This window comes from Pseudomonas sp. WS 5410 (genome assembly GCF_012985645.1).
GTDB lineage: Bacteria > Pseudomonadota > Gammaproteobacteria > Pseudomonadales > Pseudomonadaceae > Aquipseudomonas > Aquipseudomonas shahriarae.
This window is the reverse complement of sequence record NZ_JAAQWS010000006.1, coordinates 1-17232: the sequence shown is the minus strand read 5'-3', so window position 1 is coordinate 17232 and position 17232 is coordinate 1. Positions and strand designations below refer to the sequence as shown.

General features: G+C 58.8%; 18 protein-coding genes and 1 pseudogene. 13 read left to right on the top strand and 6 right to left on the bottom strand.

The annotated features are described in order from the left end of the window. Positions 1 to 52: 52 nt before the first annotated feature. Positions 53 to 931 (top strand): sensor domain-containing diguanylate cyclase, encoded by an 879-nt coding sequence (locus HBO24_RS29775; protein WP_170044362.1) that lies wholly within the window; start codon positions 53 to 55, stop codon positions 929 to 931. Between the two features lie 54 nt (positions 932 to 985). Here the strand turns inward: HBO24_RS29775 and HBO24_RS10780 are convergent, their stop codons facing one another. Further along, complete coding sequence (locus HBO24_RS10780; RefSeq protein WP_170059680.1) at positions 986 to 1426, bottom strand: TspO/MBR family protein; 441 nt, start codon at positions 1424 to 1426, stop codon at positions 986 to 988. Positions 1427 to 1622: 196 nt separating this feature from the next. Here HBO24_RS10780 and chrA point away from each other — a divergent pair, with 196 nt between their 5' ends. Then, a complete protein-coding gene (chrA, locus tag HBO24_RS10775; protein WP_170059679.1) occupies positions 1623 to 2831 on the top strand; it encodes a chromate efflux transporter in 1209 nt (402 codons plus the stop codon). A gap of 46 nt (positions 2832 to 2877) precedes the next feature. On the opposite strand, the gene HBO24_RS10770 is transcribed toward chrA, so the two are convergent. Then, positions 2878 to 3111 (bottom strand): hypothetical protein, encoded by a 234-nt coding sequence (locus HBO24_RS10770; protein ID WP_057438590.1) that lies wholly within the window; start codon positions 3109 to 3111, stop codon positions 2878 to 2880. 245 nt (positions 3112 to 3356) lie between these two features. Further along, a complete protein-coding gene (locus HBO24_RS10765; protein ID WP_057960193.1) occupies positions 3357 to 3902 on the bottom strand; it encodes a cytochrome b in 546 nt (181 codons plus the stop codon). A 200-nt stretch (positions 3903 to 4102) separates the two neighbouring features. Here HBO24_RS10765 and HBO24_RS10760 point away from each other — a divergent pair, with 200 nt between their 5' ends. The 9 genes and pseudogenes from HBO24_RS10760 (at position 4103) to HBO24_RS10720 (ending at position 11352) form a co-directional block, all read left to right on the top strand. Further along, positions 4103 to 4780, top strand: coding sequence for a thermostable hemolysin (locus HBO24_RS10760; protein ID WP_115128646.1), 678 nt, complete (start codon positions 4103 to 4105; stop codon positions 4778 to 4780). Next, the gene (locus tag HBO24_RS10755) at positions 4770 to 6251 is read left to right on the top strand and encodes an AMP-binding protein (protein WP_170059678.1); all 1482 of its coding nucleotides are present in this window, start codon (positions 4770 to 4772) and stop codon (positions 6249 to 6251) included. The genes HBO24_RS10760 and HBO24_RS10755 overlap by 11 nt, the downstream gene beginning before the upstream one ends. Continuing rightward, a complete protein-coding gene (locus HBO24_RS10750; protein WP_057438586.1) occupies positions 6248 to 6922 on the top strand; it encodes an iron-containing redox enzyme family protein in 675 nt (224 codons plus the stop codon). The genes HBO24_RS10755 and HBO24_RS10750 overlap by 4 nt, the downstream gene beginning before the upstream one ends. After that, on the top strand, positions 6909 to 7718 hold the full coding sequence (locus HBO24_RS10745) for an SDR family oxidoreductase (protein WP_115128648.1): 810 nt from the start codon (positions 6909 to 6911) through the stop codon (positions 7716 to 7718). The genes HBO24_RS10750 and HBO24_RS10745 overlap by 14 nt, the downstream gene beginning before the upstream one ends. Next, positions 7715 to 8359 (top strand): annotated as a pseudogene (locus HBO24_RS10740) (tetratricopeptide repeat protein). The gene HBO24_RS10745 and the pseudogene HBO24_RS10740 overlap by 4 nt, the downstream one beginning before the upstream one ends. Positions 8360 to 8370: 11 nt before the next feature. Next, positions 8371 to 9033 carry a response regulator gene (locus HBO24_RS10735; RefSeq protein ID WP_057438583.1) on the top strand — a complete coding sequence of 221 codons (663 nt, stop codon included), beginning with the start codon at positions 8371 to 8373 and terminating at the stop codon, positions 9031 to 9033. Beyond that, a complete protein-coding gene (locus HBO24_RS10730; protein WP_057438582.1) occupies positions 9030 to 10397 on the top strand; it encodes an ATP-binding protein in 1368 nt (455 codons plus the stop codon). Before HBO24_RS10735 ends, HBO24_RS10730 begins: the two co-directional genes overlap by 4 nt. Before the next feature lie 92 nt (positions 10398 to 10489). Continuing rightward, positions 10490 to 10657 carry a DUF2986 domain-containing protein gene (locus HBO24_RS10725; RefSeq protein WP_081044286.1) on the top strand — a complete coding sequence of 56 codons (168 nt, stop codon included), beginning with the start codon at positions 10490 to 10492 and terminating at the stop codon, positions 10655 to 10657. A 68-nt stretch (positions 10658 to 10725) separates the two neighbouring features. Next, positions 10726 to 11352, top strand: coding sequence for a glutathione S-transferase (locus tag HBO24_RS10720; RefSeq protein WP_057438581.1), 627 nt, complete (start codon positions 10726 to 10728; stop codon positions 11350 to 11352). 259 nt (positions 11353 to 11611) lie between these two features. Here the strand turns inward: HBO24_RS10720 and HBO24_RS10715 are convergent, their stop codons facing one another. Beyond that, the gene (locus HBO24_RS10715) at positions 11612 to 13486 is read right to left on the bottom strand and encodes a hypothetical protein (protein ID WP_170059677.1); all 1875 of its coding nucleotides are present in this window, start codon (positions 13484 to 13486) and stop codon (positions 11612 to 11614) included. Between the two features lie 347 nt (positions 13487 to 13833). Between HBO24_RS10715 and HBO24_RS10710 the strand changes: the two genes are divergently transcribed. Beyond that, the gene (locus HBO24_RS10710) at positions 13834 to 14454 is read left to right on the top strand and encodes a LysE family translocator (protein WP_170059676.1); all 621 of its coding nucleotides are present in this window, start codon (positions 13834 to 13836) and stop codon (positions 14452 to 14454) included. 46 nt (positions 14455 to 14500) lie between these two features. On the opposite strand, the gene HBO24_RS10705 is transcribed toward HBO24_RS10710, so the two are convergent. Beyond that, positions 14501 to 14800 (bottom strand): DUF3144 domain-containing protein, encoded by a 300-nt coding sequence (locus HBO24_RS10705; RefSeq protein ID WP_057438578.1) that lies wholly within the window; start codon positions 14798 to 14800, stop codon positions 14501 to 14503. A 57-nt stretch (positions 14801 to 14857) separates the two neighbouring features. Then, on the bottom strand, positions 14858 to 15568 hold the full coding sequence (locus tag HBO24_RS10700) for a tRNA (adenine(22)-N(1))-methyltransferase TrmK (RefSeq protein ID WP_128592911.1): 711 nt from the start codon (positions 15566 to 15568) through the stop codon (positions 14858 to 14860). Between the two features lie 250 nt (positions 15569 to 15818). Between HBO24_RS10700 and soxR the strand changes: the two genes are divergently transcribed. Continuing rightward, the gene (gene soxR, locus HBO24_RS10695; protein ID WP_170059675.1) at positions 15819 to 16313 is read left to right on the top strand and encodes a redox-sensitive transcriptional activator SoxR; all 495 of its coding nucleotides are present in this window, start codon (positions 15819 to 15821) and stop codon (positions 16311 to 16313) included. Positions 16314 to 17232 lie beyond the last annotated feature (919 nt).

The window sequence follows — 17232 nt, the reverse complement described above, 5'->3', positions numbered from 1 at the left end:
TGCAGGTTCGGGATATGATCAGGCCGATATTTGAACCGGACTGCACTGACCTATGCCCGTTGACCTGCAAGCGCTCTACCCCAAACTGATCCATCTGATGCTGGATACGGTTTTCGTGGTCGACAGGGACAATCAGATCGCATTTGTCAGCGATGCCTGCGAGACGCTGCTCGGCTACCGTGCCGACGAGTTGACCGGCAACTTGATCACCGACTATATGCACCCTGAAGACCTGGCAACCACCCGAGCCTCGATCATCCGAGTGATGAACGGCCAGCCCCACGTCGATTTCCGCAACCGCTATCTGCGCAAGGATGGCAGTGTCGTGCATATCCTGTGGGCGGCATTCTGGTCCGAGGATGTGGGCGCCCGGATCGGCGTGGCGCGGGACATCACCGCCCTCACCCAGGCCGAGGAGGAACTGCGCTTTCTCGCCCACCACGACCCACTGACCGCCCTGACCAATCGCTCGTTGTTCAATGATCGGCTGGACTCCGCGTTGCGCAACGCGCGCCGCCAGAACAGCACACTGGCGCTGCTGTTCCTGGATATCAATGATTTCAAGGGCATCAATGATGTGCATGGACATGCCGCCGGCGACCGCGTGCTATGTGCCATTGCACGACGCCTGGAAGGCTGTGTGCGGGACACCGACACAGTAGCGCGGATGGGTGGGGATGAATTCACCGTGCTGTTGACCGATCTTCATTCAGAAGAGGCGGTGGCCGAGAAGGTACAGCAGATCCTTGCCATCATGGCCGAACCGCTGGGCCCTGAGTTTGGCCCGGTGACAATGCCATCGTGCAGCATCGGCGTAGCCCGTTACCCGGCTGACGGGGACAATGCCGATACGCTGCTCAGCCATGCCGATGGTGATATGTACCGGCTGAAGAAACTCCACCGCGCGGCCGCCAAGCGAGCTATTTGTTGAAGCGGCGCAGTTGTGCCGGTTCGGGCTCACTGGCAGGCCAACGCGTGTAGGCCATCAACGGTTATTGCGCAGGATCGAGAAATTCAACGCCGCCGCGACACTCAGCCACGCCAGGTACGGGAACAGGATTAACCCGGTGATCAGGTCCAGGCGCACCGCCAGCACCACCATCGCCGCCACGGTGAGCCAGAGCAGCGTGATGATCAGCATCCCCGCAAGAATCCGATGCGCGCCGAAGAACACCGGGGTCCACAGCGTATTCAAGGCAATCTGCGCCGCCCACAGGGCCAGCACCGTCTGACTGCCGGGGATCAGGCTCAGGCGGTAACCGGCCCAGGCGAGTAGCAGGTAGATGATCGTCCAGGCCACCGGAAACAACCAATTGGGTGGGGTGAAGCGCGGTTTGACCAGGGATTGATACCAGGTGCCGGGCTTGAACATGATGCCGGTGCTGGCAGCGGTAGCGCAGGCGAGCAGGAAGATGAAGAACGTCATGGTCGGTCCCTATATGGATGGCGCACGCAGTTGGCACCGTAACTTCTCAAATGACCCAACCTTGCGGCCATAAATTCAATCGGCCCCGAAACGAATCCGCTTAATTGACCGGTTTTCGCGTAGCCCGCACCTTTTTCACGTCATATAAAAGGTTTAGGGTGCGTTGATTCTTCCCATTCATTAGAGAATCGAGCGCTTGGCCAACGTCCCCGCTGATCACCGCAGCAGTCCCTGGTCGGTTTTCCTGATTTTCCTGCGCCTGGGTCTGACCTCCTTCGGCGGACCTGTCGCCCACCTCGGCTACTTTCGCGATGAATTCGTCACGCGGCGGCGCTGGCTGAGCGAGCGCAGCTATGCAGACCTGGTCGCGCTCTGCCAGTTTCTCCCCGGCCCGGCCAGCAGCCAGGTGGGCATCGCCCTGGGTTTGTCACGGGCAGGCTACAGCGGCGCACTGGCGGCCTGGGCCGGGTTTACCTTGCCGTCCGCCGTGCTCTTGATCCTGTTCGCCCTGGGCCTGACCCAGCATAGCTCGGCCATACCGAACGGCGCGCTGCATGGCCTCAAAGTCGTCGCCGTGGCGGTCGTCGCCCAAGCCGTGTGGGGCATGGCGCGCAACCTGTGCCATAGCGGGGGGCGCATGCTCCTGATGCTGATGGCCGCCGTCATTACCCTGTTGATACCGTCGGCCTGGGGCCAGGTCGCGGTGATTGCCGGCGCAGGCGTCGTCGGCCTGCTGCTGTTCAGCCCCGTCCCCAACGCCACCCACGAAGCACTCGCCATCCCCATCCGCCGCCGCGCGGGAGTGATGTGGTTAGCGCTGTTCTTGATCCTGCTGGTGGGCCTGCCGCTCCTCGCCCAGACGCTGCCCCACCAGAGCCTGGCACTGCTAGACGCGTTCTACCGCAGCGGCTCGCTGGTGTTCGGCGGCGGCCACGTGGTACTGCCCCTACTGCAAGCCGAAGTAGTGCCGCCGCAATGGGTGAGCAACGACGTGTTCCTCGCCGGCTACGGCGCGGCCCAAGCCGTGCCCGGGCCCTTGTTCACCTTCGCCGCGTTCCTCGGCGCCGCGATGAACCCGGCCCCCACCGGCTGGCTCGGCGGCGTGATCTGCCTGCTGGCTATCTTCACGCCGTCGTTTCTCTTGATCTTCGCCGCCCTGCCCTTTTGGCAAAGCCTGCGCCAAAACACACGCGCACAGGCCGCACTGGCCGGCGTGAATGCCGCGGTGGTGGGTTTATTACTGGCGGCGCTGTACCAACCGGTGTGGACCAACGCGATATTCACCGCACAAGACTTCGGTCTGGCACTGATCGCCCTGGTGGCGCTGATGTTCTGCAAACTGCCGCCATGGCTCGTGGTTGCAAGCAGCGGCGCAGCGGGCTGGTTATTGAGTCTGATCGTGTAGACAACCCAGCCACCACGCCCTGCTCGACAGCCGGGGCGTGCAGCTACTAGCCCTTCAACTCAGCCGCACGATGGCTGGCAGCGTCGTCGTAAGCCACATACAACGACTCGGCGATTTGGCTTTTGATGGCTTTGGTGGACTCCAGGCCCAGGACAAAACCTTCGGCTTTGCCGCCTGCGCGATTCAGGTCTTCAGGCGTGCTGGCGCCGGTGATCGCCTCCAGCAACTTGATGGCATGTGGGCCTACGCCCTTGGGCAGGCTGATCTGGTCAATGCTCATTGCGGCACCTCGAATGAGGCTGGGGACGGTGTGTTGCGGGTGAACGAGGTCATGTGCGATACCTTGATGGCTGGGGGCCGATAGCGCGAGGAACCACTGCCGGAGGGGCATGGTAGACCGGGATGGGCAAAAAAGGGCTGATTTCGCGACCACATCGGTGCAGCACTTGCCATCCCAGCCTCTGAGAACAAGAGGGAACGCCGCCGAACCCGGGCTCGACGGCTCGCTCGACTCTCGAGCTCCATTCAGAAGCGTTTAGGCAGGATCCGCGCCAGGGTGTTGTCCCGAACCCAGTAGTGATGGAACAAACCTGCCGCCGCATGCAAACCGATCAGCCAGTAACCGCTACTGCCAAGCAACTCGTGCCAATGCTTGAACTGCTTTGCCAGGTCCGGATCGACCGACACAAGTGACGGCAGAAAAAACCCGAAGTAAGGCATCGGTTTGCCTGCCGCCGACAACATCAGCCAGGCCAGCAGCGGGGTCGCAATCATCAGCCCATACAATGCCAGATGCATCAGGTGCGAAGCGCCGGTCTGCCACGCAGGCAAGGCAGGCGTTATGGGTGGCCGGGGGGTCAGGCGCCCAAGCAGACGCACCCAGACCAGAAGAAAAATGCTTGCCCCCAAAAGCCCGTGCAGTCCCAGGAATAGGCTTCTCATGGTGCCCCCACGGGGTAGCAGGCCTTTGATTTCGATGCTGGCATAGACACCGACAAACAGCCCCAGCATCAGCCAGTGCAATGCAATCGACAGTTTTCCATAACGTTGGGTGGATGAGTCTCGGGTCATGCTGGGCCTCTGCAGTCATTCTGGCGAGCGAGTCATTCGCCCGACCTCGATCCGGTTTAACGCCTGATCGAACCACGCCACCCTGCCCGCCCAGCCTTAATACAATCTGAAGAAGCGCCAGCCCGTCTGTTACGACCTTCAGACTCCGTTAAGAAATGCCCTCGATACTCTGCCCAAACCTACTGGGGAGACGTTATCCAATGGCCCATTTCGACTGGCACCTCTCTTTACCGCTTCACTTCGGGCAAGCCGAGTCCTCGCAGATGAATCTGCTCAGGGCCTTGCCCGGCGACACGCTGCGCGCGGTGTTCGAAACCTTTGTCCAACAACGTTTTCGCCAGGCACATGGTGCTGACATTCGTTATTTCATGCCGGAACTGTTTGGCGTAAGCAGCGCGTCTGGCGAACTTTGCGCCGTCGCCGGTGTGCGTCTGGCCAAGACTGAACCCTTGTTTCTGGAGCGGTATCTGGACGCGTCGATTGAAGCGCTGATCGGCACGGCAGCCGAGCGCCCCGTCGAGCGCACCGGCATCGTCGAGGTGGGCAATCTGGCGGCCAGTGACAACGGCAGCGCACGCCTGAGCATCATTACCCTCACTTATCTGCTGGCCACGGGCGGCCTGGAATGGGTGGCCTTTACCGGCAATATCGGGCTGGTCAACAGCTTCCATCGCCTGGGATTAAAACCGCTGACGCTCTGCGCCGCCGACCCCGAGCGGCTGGGCGCTGACCGCCACAGTTGGGGCAGCTATTACGACAGCAAGCCCTGGGTGCATGTAGGCAACATCCGCGCAGGCTTTGTCCATCTACGCAATATCGGCGTGTTCAACCGCCTGGGGTTGCCCACATCGCTTGAGGAGGCCACTTATGTCGCCTGAAATGGAGCGTTTCAAGGAGATCCTGCGCAGCCACGCTGAATGCACGCCACACACCACCGCCCTGTGGGGCGATCAGTTGAAGCTGGACTACGCCACCCTGTACGCCGAGCTTAACTATCGCCAACAGCGACTGCGCGATGAGGGCATCAAGGTAGTCGCGCTGGCGCTGGACAATGGCGTCGAAGCGATGCTCTGGGATCTGGCCACGCTGTTCGAAGGGCTGACGTGCCTGGCGCTACCGCCGTTTTTCACCCCGGCTCAACGCAAGCATTGCCTGGAACAAAGCCAGGCAGAGCTGGTGATTGCCGAACCGCAACTGGAGGCAGAACTGCAAACCGCCGGTTTCGAGAAAACCGGCGAGTTCTGGCGCAAAAACCTCAACGGTGCGTCCGGCTTACCCGAACACACCGCCAAACTGACGTTTACCTCGGGAACCACCGGTACCCCCAAAGGCGTGTGCCTGAGCGCCGAGAGTATTTTGAGGGTTGCCCGCGAGCTGTATCAGGCCAGCCAACCCAACGATCCACGGCATCACCTCGCGGTGCTGCCCCTGGCAATCCTGTTGGAAAATATCGGTTGTTATGCCGCCCTTTATGCCGGCGTCACCCTGAGCCTGCCAAGCCAGAGCGTGTTGGGGATTCAAGGGGCCAGCGGCGTCGACGTCCCGCAATTGCTCGGCTGCCTGGCCGCTCGCGCCCCCGAAAGCCTGATTCTGGTGCCGCAGCTTCTCCTGCTGCTGGTCAACGCTGGCGAACAAAAAGCCTTCAATCCTCAAACCCTGCGTTTTGCCGCCGTGGGCGGTGCGCGGGTTTCAGAAGAACTGCTGCACCGTGCGCACACCCTCGGCATGCGTGTCTACGAAGGCTACGGCCTGTCGGAGTGTGCGTCGGTGGTGTGCCTCAACCACCCCGAGGCCCATCGTCCCGGCAGTGTCGGCAAACCCCTGCCTCACGTAGAGGTACGTCTGGCTGAAGATGGCGAAGTGCTGATCAAGGGTTCTACCTTGCTCGGTTATTTGGGCGAGCCCGCTGGCGTCGACCAATGGTGGTCCAGCGGCGATCTGGGCGAATTTGACGCCGACGGTTTCCTCTATCTCAAGGGGCGCAAAAAGCATCAATTTGTCACCAGCTTCGGGCGCAACGTGAATCCGGAATGGGTCGAGGCCGAACTGACCCAACGCCGGCATATCGCCCAGGCCTTCGTCTACGGCGAAGCCATGCCAAGCAACCATGCGCTGCTGTGGCCCCATCGCCCTGATTGCACCGATGACGAACTGGCGGCCGCGGTGGCCCAGGCCAACGAGGCCCTGCCCCAATACGCCCAGGTCCATCACTGGACCCGGCTGCCTCAACCGTTCACGCCCGCTAATGGTCTGCTGACCGCCAATGGCAGGCCGCGCCGCGACGCCATTGTTGAGCGTTACCAGGCGCAATTGACTGTATCGACCCCTTCCGAGGTATCCGCATCATGAGTTTTTTCGACACCCTGCAAATCGCCACTCAAGCAGAACGCAACGAGCTGTTCACCCTACCGGTCATCCGCGATGCCCTTGAGGGCAAGGTCAGTCTGGAGAGCTATCGGGCGTTTCTGACCCAGGCGTACTACCACGTACGCCACACTGTGCCGTTGATGATGGCCTGTGGCGCGCGCCTGCCGACGCGCCTGGAATGGCTGCGTGAAGCAGTCTGTGAGTACATCGAAGAAGAATACGGCCATGAAAAATGGGTGCTCAACGACATCCAGGCCTGTGGCGGCGACAAAGAGGCTGTACGCGACGGTCATCCGTCCCTGCCCATCGAGTTGATGACCAGTTTCCTCTACGACCTGATCGCCCGGGATAACCCGGTAGGTCTGTTTGGCATGGTCAACGTCCTCGAAGGCACCAGCATCGCCCTTGCCACCCACGCCGCCGGGGCCATTCGCGATCGCCTTGAGCTGCCGGAAACCGCCTTCAGCTACCTCAGCTCCCACGGCTCCCTGGATATCGGGCACATGCAGACTTACCGCCGACTGATGGACAAACTGCAGGACCCGAGTGATCAGGCGGCGGTCATTCATGCTTCCAAAGTGGTCTACAAACTCTACACCGACATGTTCCGTGGCTTGCCGCGTGACGGGGAGAGCCTGCATGCGCCTGTCTGAGGCTCGCGTGGTCTTGACCGGCGCCAGCGGCGGCATTGGCGCGGCGATTGCTGACGCACTGTGCGCCAACGGCGCCCAGGTGCTGGCCGTCGCCCGCCACCGCGAGTCGTTGGCGCCGCTGCTCGAGCGCTATCCACAGCAGGTGTTCTGGATTGGCGCCGACCTGACGTTCCTGGCAGACCGTCGCAAGGTGCTGACCGCTGCGCAGGCAATGGGCGGTATCAACCTGCTGATCAACGCCGCCGGGGTCAATCACTTCGCCATGCTGGAGCAGCTCGAGGACAGCGATATCAACGCCATGCTGGCAGTCAACATCAGCGCGCCTATCTGCCTGACGAAAATCCTCCTGCCACTGCTCAAGCAAGCCAGCAGCGCGATGGTCGTCAACGTTGGCTCCACCTATGGCTCGATTGGCTACCCCGGCTACGCCAGCTACTGCGCAAGCAAATTTGCCTTGCGTGGATTTTCCGAAGCCTTGCGCCGTGAGCTGTCAGACACCCGCGTGGGTGTGTTGTATGTCGCGCCACGCGCCACCAGCACCCCCATGAACAGTCCGGCCGCGCAGGCGCTCAACGACGCCCTCAACGCGAATGTCGACGACCCTCAAACCGTGGCCTCGGCCGTGATCCGCGCCATTGCCGGTGACCATCGCGAGTTGTACCTGGGCTGGCCGGAACGGTTTTTTGTACGCCTCAACAGTCTGCTGCCCAACCTGATTGACCGAAGCTTGCGCAAGCACCTACCCCTGATCCGTCGCCTGAGCCAAAAGACTGACAACGAGGACCTCAATCCATGAAAAACACTCTCTGCTTGCTATTACTCGGCGCGTTGAGCCCAGCCGTCTGGGCCCTGGACGCCGCTGACCAGCAACGCCTCAACGACATCCAGCAGCGCTGGGCGCATATTCAATACGAATTACCCGCCGACCAGCGCGCGGCGAAGTTCGAGCAACTCGCCACCCAAGCCAGCGCGTTTACCCAGGATCGCCAATCCGTCGCCGAGGCCTGGATCTGGTCCGGTATCGTCACCAGCAGTTGGGCTGGCGCCCAGGGTGGGCTCGGCGCGTTGAGCAAGGTCAAGGAGGCGAAGATCGACCTGGAAAAAGCCCTCTCCCTGGACCCCAAAGCCTTGCAAGGCTCGGCCTACACCAGCCTCGCCGCGCTGTATGATCGGGTACCGGGCTGACCTATTGGTTTCGGCGATTCGGACAAAGCACAACAATTGCTCGAGCAAGCATTGCAACTGAACCCAGACGGCATTGATAGTCTGTACTTCTGGGGCGATCACCTTTACCGTCAAAAACGCTACCCCCAAGCCAGACAGGCGCTACAAAAAGCCCTGCAGGCAGCCCCGAGGCCAGGCCGTGAAACCGCTGACGCCGGGCGCCGCACGGAAATCGAAGCGTTACTGCAGCAAGTGAACCAGAAACTCGACTGACAGGAGTCCGTGTGCGCTTACTACTGATCGAGGATGACATGGGCCTGGGCGAAGGCATTCACCAGGCCCTTACGCGCGAGGGCTACACCGTCGACTGGTTGCAGGACGGCAGCAGCGGCTTGCACGCACTGCTCAGCGAAACGTTTGATCTGGCCGTGCTCGACCTCGGTCTGCCACGAATGGACGGGCTCGACGTCCTGCGTCGCCTGCGTGACAGTGGCTCCAACCTGCCGGTCCTGATCCTCACGGCCCGGGACGCCACCGAGGACCGTATCGCCGGTCTGGATGCCGGAGCGGATGACTACCTGATAAAACCGTTCGCCCTCGCAGAACTCAAAGCCCGGATACGGGCCTTGTTGCGACGCAGCGCTGGCCGGGCCCAGATGGTGATTGAACACGCGGGCATCAGCCTGAACCCCGGTACCCAGCAAGTCAGCTATCTGGGCGAGCCCGTGGCCTTGACCCCCAAGGAGTATCAGTTACTCCATGAACTGCTTTCCCCTCCTGGCCGGGTCATGACCCGCGATCAACTGATGCAGATACTCTACGGCTGGAGCGAGGAGGCGGAAAGCAACACGCTGGAAGTGCATATCCATCATCTGCGCAAGAAGTTTTCCAGCCAGTTGATCCGAACCATCCGTGGTGTCGGCTATCTGGTGGACGAACGCCCATGACCTCCATTCGCCAGCGCACGCTCACCTTGATTCTTGGCCTGTTGTTCCTCGGTCTACTGATCATGACCGCCGTCAACCTGCATGACAGCAATCATGAAATTGACGAGGTCTACGACGCCCAACTGGCGCAAAACGCGCGTCTGTTGCAAGGCGTGATGCGCATGCCAATGGCCAGTAAGGAGCAAGCAGAGCTGTACCAGGCGTTCAATCAAGCGCTGGGGCTTGCCGTGCCTAAGGTCGATGGCCATCCGTATGAAAGCAAGATCGCGTTCCAGGTCTGGAACTCGGACGGCACGTTGCTGGTTCACACCGCCAGCGCACCCGCGTTTACCTCACCACCGAGCAAGGCCGGTTTCAGCGCCATCACGGACGTCAACAACCGAGCATGGCGCGCGTTTGTCTTGGAGGATGCGCAATATAATTTGAAGATTTGGGTGGGCGAGCGTGACGACGTGCGTGACGATCTGGTGAATCGGATTGTCCGCCATACGGTGTTGCCCAATCTGATTGGCTGCGTGCTGCTTGCCGCAGTGATCTGGCTGGCGATTGGCTGGGGCTTGAAACCTCTGGTCAACATGGCGCAAACCCTGCGTGCGCGGCATCCAGGCTCGCTTGAGCCCTTGCACTTGAATCCATTGCCCACTGAACTGGAGCCCATGCAGGCCGCCCTTAACCGCGTGCTCGCACAAATCCAGGAGGTCATGGGGCGCGAGCGGCGTTTTATCGCCGACGCCGCCCATGAGATGCGCACACCGTTGGCGGTGCTTAAAGTTCACGCAGAAAACCTGAAGGACGCCGCTAGCGAGGATGATCGACGCGCGTCCCTTGAGCACCTCATGGCAGGTGTCGACCGTACCACCCGACTGGTCAATCAACTGCTGACCATGGCCCGTATTGAACCCCGCACCTCCGCCCTTGAGGCGCCAAAAACAGATCTGGTGGCGACAGTCCGGGACAGTCTGGTGCAGATGACACCCTGGCTCTTGAGCAAGGAACTTGAGCTGGTGTTCGACCCTGTCGACGAAGTCGGCCTGGTCAAAGTCGACACCGGGATCATCCAGATTGCCTTGAACAATTTGGTGAGCAATGCGGCAAATTTTTCCCCGCCTGGAGGGCTCATCACCGTCGGGTTGGCCAAACACCACGATCACTACGAGTTGAGTGTCGAAGACCAGGGGCCGGGCATTGATGAAGCAGAGCGTGATCGACTGTTTGAGCGCTTCTACAGCCGTGGCAATGACCACGGCGCAGGCCTGGGCCTGACCATCGTGCAATCCATCGCAAATCGCCTGGGTGGACAGGTCCGCTTGGAAAACCGGCCATCGGGTGGTTTACGGGCAACCTTTGAGTTTGCCCGGCTTTAGGTCGGTGCATGCCCGTAAAAGCATTTGGCCAAGCCCACTCGCCCGACTGCTGAGCTGATATCATCGAAAGATCAACGCGCCGAGTAAACCGCATGAACCGTCGTAAAAAGATCAATCAGTTATTAAAAGCCAACGCCAAAAAGGCCAGTGCCAAACTGGCCCCCAAAAGCAAAGACAAGTACATCAGCAAGGCTGACCGCTTGAAGCTGGAAGCGCAGCCGCCTCAGGACCCGACAACTTCCCCTGACACGCCCAACTGATTCAGGGCACTCTACGCCGGCGCAACAGTCTGCTATCAGACACCCACACTCGCCCGGCGGAGCTTCCCATGATGATTGTTCACCACCTCAACAACTCACGCTCGCAGCGCATTCTCTGGCTGCTCGAAGAACTCGGCCTGCCCTACGCGCTCAAGCGCTACCAGCGCGACCCAAAAACCAACCTCGCACCACCAGAGCTCAAGGCGATCAACGCGCTGGGCAAATCGCCGGTGCTTGAAGATGGCAGCCGCGTGGTGATCGAGTCCGGCGCCATTGTCGACTACCTGATCCGCCGCCACGGCCAGGGTCGCCTGCAACCCGACCCGGCCACGGCCGCCTACGACACCTACGTGCAATGGCTGCACTTTGCCGAAGGCTCGGCCATGCTGCCGCTGATGCTCAACCTGTACGTCGGCCGCCTGGGTGATGCCGGTGCGCCGTTGCACCCGCGGATCGAGTCGGAACTGGCCAACTACCTGGGTTACCTGAACGACGCCCTGGCGCAGTCACCGTACCTGCTGGGTGAAGAATTGAGCGGTGCGGATATCCAGATGAGCTTCATTGGCGAAATCGCCAAGGCCCAGGGCAAGCTGCCGGCGTACCCGAACCTCGCGGCGTGGGTCCAGCGGTTCCAGGCCCGGCCGGCCTATCGCAAGGCGCTGGAACAGGGTGGGGAATACGCGTTTGCCCAGTAAATCACCGGGCATTTGACTGCCCTTCCAAAGCCGGCATAATTGCCGGCTTTTTTCGGGATGTCCCCATGCCGGCAGGTGGCATACTTTCTAGATGGATTGCCCCGGCCATTGAATGTTCGCCTTGAGTAACGAAGTCTGAACGTAGGACCAGTCGCCTTTCGCTCTGTGAATAAACACCATCCTGCCAGTACTTCCCTCGCAGAGTACACTCCAACATCCCGGCGTAAGTATATGGAAATAGCCTCCTCCAACGAGGCATTTACAATTTCTTAACAACATGAATCTTATTTGGATAGCCTGCAATATCTGAATTTATAATTCCGCCCTCAACAAAAACATTCATATACGGCCCCGTATAGGTGATATTTGTTATCAGGCGACCTTTCGACCCACCAAAAATCAAATAATTTCCGACAGCGATAGAAACCCTATTACTTACCGTGTTTGCAATGACAAGACCTGAAAAGGCTGTGGATATTCCTTTTTTCCAGTTCGCATCTGAAAGATCGGCTGCCAAAATACTGTCCGAAGCAAGCCGCACTTCGGTGCGTTTCCACACGCCTCCTTCCTTATCAAACCTTACGGCATATTCCCCCTCCTTCCAGACTAAAGCACTTAGATACTCAGGGAGATCTACAAATGGCACGCTTGCTGTCAAATGCACACTCGCGCATGAATCTACTGCATCATCCTTAACGACGAGATCAGAGCTAGACTCATAAATACCTCGATGAAACAACAGATTTGCATAAGCTCGGACACGCGTGTTCGACGATAAGACAGCACAATCAATATCGACTTCCTTGAGTACAAGCACTTTAAGATCTTGGTTTTCAGCATCCATTGCAGACCAGGCTGAATAACGCTCGTTGTAAACCTTGTATGAATAAAATCCGTACACTGCTGAAGCCAGGATAAGAACGAGTAAAACGCTACGCCATTTAGTATCTAGCCAAGCAAAATAAAAGGACAGAATCATCGCTATGGGCAGTAACATCTTTAAACGATCGAAAGAAAACTCCTGTGCATGCTGAAGCATTACCAAATTTTCTATCAGCGGTACGCTGGCCGCCACCAGCAGGCTCCAGAACACTGCGAGGCGCACATCTTTTTTAGCCGAAAAAAACGCAACAACAGGGAAAAACACAGCAACGACAAGTAAAAACAGGCCATATGAAAGCGCGTAACCTTCAAACAGGCTATAGAGGCTACCTGTTGAGGTGTTTCTTGCAAAAAAGCGCGCTATGAATGAATTGATTGACGATTCGAATCCCGTCACTACCCCATAATGCACAATCGTCAATATGCCAGCAAAAAAAGTCGCTATGAAAACCTTGACTGCAAGCGCCTTCGAAAAGGGTACTTTCAATCTATCAAACAGCAGGATGAAAAATATCCCAGCATTAAAAACATAACCTGTCCATTCTGTGGAAGCTCCCCAAAATGCCAAGCCAACTAAAATCCACCCATAAACACGTGACGCTCGTTCATTCTCCGAAGATAGGTACTTAAAAAAAACGAATAACGAAAGTACTAAAATTATCTGATAAAAACTATGAACCCAATAAAGCACGCCATGCGAAAGGAGCGCTTCACGACTAAAGATCGCCACCGCCGCCCCGACCACCCCACCCGAGACAGCAGACCACTTTCTGAACCCGCAAAAAAATAACAACTGACTGAGCCAAGTATAGATAATCAATGCACTCAGAGCACCAATCACAAAATTAAATTTTGCCAAATTCTCCAGAGAAAACTCAATATTCAACGCACTAAATGTAAAATATGGAGCCAAAAATCCGCTCGAGGCAAAGCTCGTATAAACATAGTCTCCTGTACTGGTCGGTATTGTTGCCCCCCAAGGAATATTTTTATCCAGAGTGCCACCCAATGAAACTGTCGGCAAAAACCAATGATTCACAATTGGAGACTCTTTAAGTGCGCTCATGGTCAAAATCACATGATAGCTGGCCTCCATATTCGGTGCGGGCGGAACTTTTTCAAAATCACCAACCCGGATAAAAAATGACACCACCAACATTAACAAAACAACTAGTACGCCAGGAATGTAGCACTCCCGATACAATTTTCTAGACATAATACAAATCCCTAACAACCGCTTAATGATTTCCATATGAAAATCAGCATTGACTTTCTAATAGATAGTTTTTCCCGACTTGGAATCAATGTATAAACATAAAATAACCCTGCGGCCCCCTCCTTGTTAAACGGGTGTCATAATAGCAAGGTGCCACCGATAAAACATGCGTCTATACATGACTTTCAAAATTTTGCTCACTGGGCTGACGCCGGGACCAAACGAGGCATGGCAACTACGGGCATTCATTTGCAAGCTGGTTAAGTGACTACGGTTCGGCGTTATCGAGGCTCTGTGCTCATAGACGGGCGAAAGCGCCCTGCCGGGCACCTAGCTGCGTGATAGCATCTATCCAAACACAACATTGTGTAGGCACTTGCCCCATGTCCATCGCCGATAATCTGCTCGCCTTTACCCTCGCCGCCACCCTCCTGACCCTCACTCCCGGGCTCGACACCGCGCTGGTGTTGCGTACCTCGACGGTGGAAGGCAAGCAGCAGGCATTGCGCGCGGCATTGGGTATCAATGCGGGCTGTTTCTTATGGGGCGCGGTGGTGGCCTTTGGTTTGGGTGCGTTGATCGCAGTGTCGGAGGTGGCCTTCAACCTCTTGAAGTACTGCGGCGCCGCTTATCTGGCCTGGCTGGGCCTGAATATGCTGCTGCGCCCACGCACCTCCCTGACGGTCGGTGAGGCTCACGCCCAACCCGGCACCCGCTGGTTCTTGAAAGGCATGCTGGGCAATGTGCTCAACCCCAAGATCGGGATTTTCTATGTGTCGTTCCTGCCGCAGTTCATTCCCCAGGGCCATTCGTTGATCGCCTGGACATTCGGCCTGGTGAGCATCCATGTGGTGCTCGGCATGGCGTGGTCGTTGACCCTGATCGGCGCCACCCAGCCACTGGCCGCAGTGCTGCGCCGGGGCAAGGTGATCACCTGGATGGACCGCAGCACCGGCCTGCTTTTTGTGCTGTTCGCGGCCCGCCTGGCATTGAGCAAACGCTAGTCAGGGCTTCGACGAAGATCAAGGTGGGCGCTGTCGAGCCCCTGGATCACTGTGGCTTCGGGGCTGTCATGTACTGGCTGAAGTTGTTGATGTGATCATCCAGATTGTCTTCCAGCATCATCCGGTACTGCTCACAGAAGTACTTCAACATCGCTTCCCGCGCCTCGGCCATTTCCGCGCCGGACTTGAAGTTGCGTGCACTGGCCCAGGCGTTGAAACGGGTGGTGCCGAACATCATCGAGGCACTGACCTGGCCCAGGTTCTCGAGGGTTTTCAATTGCTCGTTCGACAGTTCGATATGCGCGTCGGCGCGGTCGTAGAAGGCTTGGTCGGTAGCGTCTGGCATGGTGGAACACCTGGGTTGGATAAATGAGTCATTGAAACATTTGCGGCAGGCAAGACCCTAGACCGGGTTCGTCGCCTCCAGCAACTGCGTGATCCAGCGCACCTCTTGCGCCAGTTCCTGCACTTTCTGTTCGGGCAACGCTTGTCGGGCCTGGGCCAACTGATCCAGGGTACGTTGCTTGTAGCGCAGCAGGCGTTGCCATTTGGCCAGGAACGCCGGGCTGCGGGCCTGCATCTGCAGGGGGCCGAAGTACAGCTGCTCGGCGCTGTAGCTCACCGGCCCGCTGCGCTCGGCGACGATGATTTCGTAGTCGAAGCGGTTTTCCCGTAGCAGCTCCTCGCAGAGGATGCGATAGCCGTTGTCCATCAGCCACAGGCGCAGCGGTTGTTCGCCGCCGTTGGGTTGCAGGATCAGGCGTTCCCGGCCGCTCAGATGCGCCTTGCCGCGCTCGAGGATATCGCGGATGGTCTCGCCGCCCATGCCGCAGATGCTGACCGCGTCGAGCAGGTCGGCCGGTTCGATAGCCGCCAGGCCATCGGCCAGGCGCACGTGGATGTGCAGTTCGTGGCCGTTGTCGCACACCGTGCGCTGGGCGGCGCGGAACGGCGTCAACGCCACCTCGCCGGCCACTGCCGCGACAATCGCGCCACGGTTCATCAACGCCACCGGCAGGTAGGCGTGATCCGAGCCGATATCAGCCAGGCGCGCGCCGGCCGGTACCTGGGCCGCCACGCGCTCCAGGCGCTTGGACAATGTGTTGTGGTTCAACTGCTGTTCCTTTTCGCGGCACTTTTGCCCTCAGTGCGGGCGCGCATGATGCGCGGTGCGCGCCGCAGGGTAAAGCACCGCCGTCGGCGCCCGCCAGGAGAGCGCCTTATACAGGCCCACGGCATTGCCATAGGACACGGCCTGCGCCTGGGCAATGGCCTGGCGCAGGCTGAGCAGCTCGCGCAGAAAGCGGTTGCAGCAAAGATCGGGCAGGACTATAAAACCTCAACTTAACTTGAGGGCAACCCCCATGGCAGCAGAAAAGAACCCGGACGGTGTGCGCTCCCTCACCATCGGCGAGGTGGCCAGGCGCAGTGGCGTACCCATCTCCACCCTGCACTTCTACGAGTCCAAGGGCTTGATCGCCAGCACCCGCAACGCCGGCAACCAGCGGCGCTTCCCGTCGCTGGTGCTGCGCAGCATTGCGATTATCAAAGTGGCGCAACGCACCGGCATTCCGCTGGAAGAGATCAAACGCGCCATGGGCCGCTATCCGCCAAACAGCAAATTGACGGCCGCGCAATGGGGAGAAATGTCCTCGGCCTGGCGCGACAACCTCAACGAACGCATCCGAACCCTGGAAGCCCTGCGCGACAGCCTGGACAACTGCATTGGCTGCGGCTGCCTGTCGCTCAACGACTGTCCGTTGCGCAACCCCGGCGATACCTTGAGCCAGGAAGGACCGGGGCCGAGAATCCTCGAACGCGCCGCTACCGCATCTGAAATGCAATCCTCCAAACCCTGAAGATCAAGGTGGAAACTGTCGAGCCTTGGCGAGGCTGCGATGGCGGCGGTATTGCTGGGGTTGATGTTGGCTGAACTACCGCTATCGCAGGCAAGCCAGCTCCCACCTTGGATCTTCAGCACATTGAGCACCGTATGCATCCTGCGGTAGCAGTGAAATGCAATCCTCCCCCCCTGAAGATCGAGGTGGGAGCTGTCGAGCCCCAGCAAGGCTGCGATGGCGGCGGCATTGCTGGGATTGATGTTGGCTGACCCACCGCTATCGCAGGCAAGCCAACTCCCATCTTGGATCTTCAGCACATTGAGCATCGTATGCATCCTGCGGTGGCAGCTGAAATGCAATCCTCCACCCCTTGAAGATCGAGGTGGGAGCTGTCGAGCCCCAGCGAGGCGGCGATGGCGGCGGTATTGCTGGGATTGATGTTGGCTGACCCACCGCTATCGCAGGCAAGCCAGCTCCCACCTTGGATCTTCAGCACATTGAGCACCGTATGCAGCCTGCGGTGGCAGCTGAAATGCAATCCTCCAAACCCTGAAGATCGAGGTGGGAGCTGTCGAGCCCCAGCGAGGCTGCGATGGCGGCGGCATTGCTGGGATTGATGTTGGCTGACCCACCGCTATCGCAGGCAAGCCAGCTCCCACCTTGGATCCTCAGTACATTGAGTACCGTATGCATCCTGCGGTGGTAGTGAAATGCAATCTTCCAACCCCTGAAGATCGAGGTGGGAGCTGTCGAGCCCCAGCGAGGCGGCGATGGCGGCGGCATTGCGGAGGTTGATGTTGGCTGACCCGCCGCTATCGCAGGCAAGCCAGCTTGTATGGTTAGACTTGTAGGGGTGGTGGGACTAAAAGCCAGCATCTGACTCTAGCCAGTACAGACCGTGGGAGACTTCGCCCCACCCCTTCACCAAAGCGCCGAT